The organism is Nocardioides sp. P5_C9_2, assembly GCF_054049555.1.
On sequence record NZ_JBFUMD010000570.1, the window covers coordinates 1 to 2,232 of the forward strand.

A 2,232-nucleotide genomic window follows, 5' to 3' on the forward strand; every position below is an offset into this window, starting at 1 on the left:
CTGAGCATGAGTACGCCGGACCGCCCGCTGGCCGCGCCGGGCCACATGGGCGTCGACTACGAGGAGCGCGTCGACTTCGACCGGCTGCGGCGCTACCGCATCGCACGGGCCAAGGAGGCCCTGGACAGCAGCGAGTGCGGCGCGTTCCTGCTCTTCGACTTCTACAACATCCGCTACACGACCCAGACCTGGATCGGCGGCGCGCTCGGCGACAAGATGATCCGCTACGCGCTGCTGGCCCGCGGCAAGGACCCGGTGCTGTGGGACTTCGGGTCGGCGGTCAAGCACCACAAGATCTACTCGCAGTGGGTGCCGGAGGAGAACTATCGCGCCGGCTTCCTCGGCTTCCGCGGCGCGGTCGCGCCCTCGGTGGGGCTGATGGTCGACGCGGTTGCGGAGATCAAGTCGCTGCTCACCGAGGCCGGCGTCGCCGACATGCCGGTCGGCATGGACATCGTGGAGCCGCCGTTCCTCTTCGAGATGCAGCGCCAGGGGCTCACCGTCGTCGACGCCCAGCAGCTGATGCTCGACGCGCGCTGCATCAAGAGCGGCGACGAGATCATGCTGCTCAACCAGGCGGCCGCGATGGTCGACGGGGTCTACCAGGACATCACCGAGGCGCTGAAGCCCGGCGTGCGCGAGAACGAGATCGTGGCGCTGGCCAACAAGCGGCTCTACGAGATGGGCTCCGACCAGGTCGAGGCCGTCAACGCGATCTCCGGCGAGCGCTGCAACCCGCACCCGCACAACTTCACCGACCGCCTGATCCGCCCGGGTGACCAGGCGTTCTTCGACATCATCCACTCCTTCAACGGCTACCGGACCTGCTACTACCGCACCTTCGCGGTCGGCAGCTCGACCCCGGCGCAGCGTGACGCCTACACCCAGGCGCGCGAGTGGATGGACCGCGGCATCGACGGCATCAAGGCCGGTGTCGGCACCGACGAGGTCGCCGCGCTGCTGCCCAAGGCCGAGGAGTTCGGCTTCGGCAGCGAGATGGAGGCCTTCGGGCTCCAGTTCGCCCACGGCCTCGGCCTCGGGCTGCACGAGCGGCCGATCATCTCCCGCCTCAACTCGATGAAGGAGCCGGTCGAGCTCAAGGTCGGCATGGTCTTCGCCCTCGAGACCTACTGCCCGGCCTCCGACGGCCTCTCCGCCGCCCGCATCGAGGAGGAGATCGTCATCACCGAGGACGGTCCCCGCATCCTCACGCTCTTCCCGGCGCAGGAGCTCTTCGTCACCAACCCGTACTGATCCGTGAAAGGCACTCCCCGTGGCTGACTTCTCCCTCTCCTCCGTCGCCGACCTGCCGCTCGACCTGTGGGTCGGCGGCAAGGAGCGCGCCGCCTCCGACGGCGGTCGCTTCGACGTGCTCGACCCCGCGACCGGCCAGGTGATCACCTCGGTGGCCAACGGGACCGTCGAGGACGCGTTGGCGTGCGTGGACGCGGCCGACGCCGCCGCCGCCTCGTGGGCGGCGACCTCCCCGCGCGAGCGGGCCGAGATCCTCCGCAAGGCGTGGGAGCTGATGACGGAGCGGGCCGACGAGATCGCTCACCTGATCTCCCTGGAGAACGGCAAGGCGCTGCCCGACGCGCGCGGGGAGACGGCGTACGCCGCGGAGTTCTTCCGCTGGTACGCCGAGGAGGCCGTGCGCGCCGCGGGCTCGGTGATGACCGCCCCGTCGGGCGCCAACCGGATCCTGGTGCTCCAGCAGCCGGTGGGCATCGCGGTGCTGGTGACGCCGTGGAACTTCCCGGCCGCGATGGCGACCCGCAAGATCGGCCCGGCGCTTGCCGCGGGCTGCACGGTGATCCTCAAGCCCGCCTCGGACACGCCCCTGACGGCGCTGCTGATGGCCAGGATCCTGGCCGACGCCGGCGTCCCAGAGGGCGTGGTGTCGGTGCTGCCGGCCCGCCGCTCGGGTGCGGTGGTCTCGGCGATGGTGCACGACCCGCGGGTCCGCAAGCTCTCCTTCACCGGTTCCACCGAGGTGGGTCGGGTGCTGCTCAAGGAGGCGGCCGACCAGGTCGTCAACTGCTCGATGGAGCTGGGCGGCAACGCGCCGTTCCTGGTCTTCGAGGACGCCGACCTGGACGCCGCGATCGAGGGCGCGATGATCGCCAAGATGCGCAACGCCGGCGAGGCGTGCACGGCGGCCAACCGCTTCTACGTCCACGCCGACGTGGCCGAGGACTTCAGCCGCCGGCTGGCCGAGCGGATGAAGGCACT

General features: G+C 70.3%; 2 protein-coding genes. Both read left to right on the forward strand.

Features of this window, described 5'->3' with window-relative positions:
- Nucleotides 1–1,254, forward strand: a 1,254-nt coding sequence (locus tag ACXJKL_RS19740; RefSeq protein WP_457208701.1) for a M24 family metallopeptidase, incomplete at its 5' end; no start/stop codon positions are given.
- Nucleotides 1,255–1,273: 19 nt separating this feature from the next.
- Nucleotides 1,274–2,232: aldehyde dehydrogenase family protein (locus ACXJKL_RS19745; protein ID WP_457208702.1), on the forward strand; the 959-nt coding region annotated here is incomplete at its 3' end.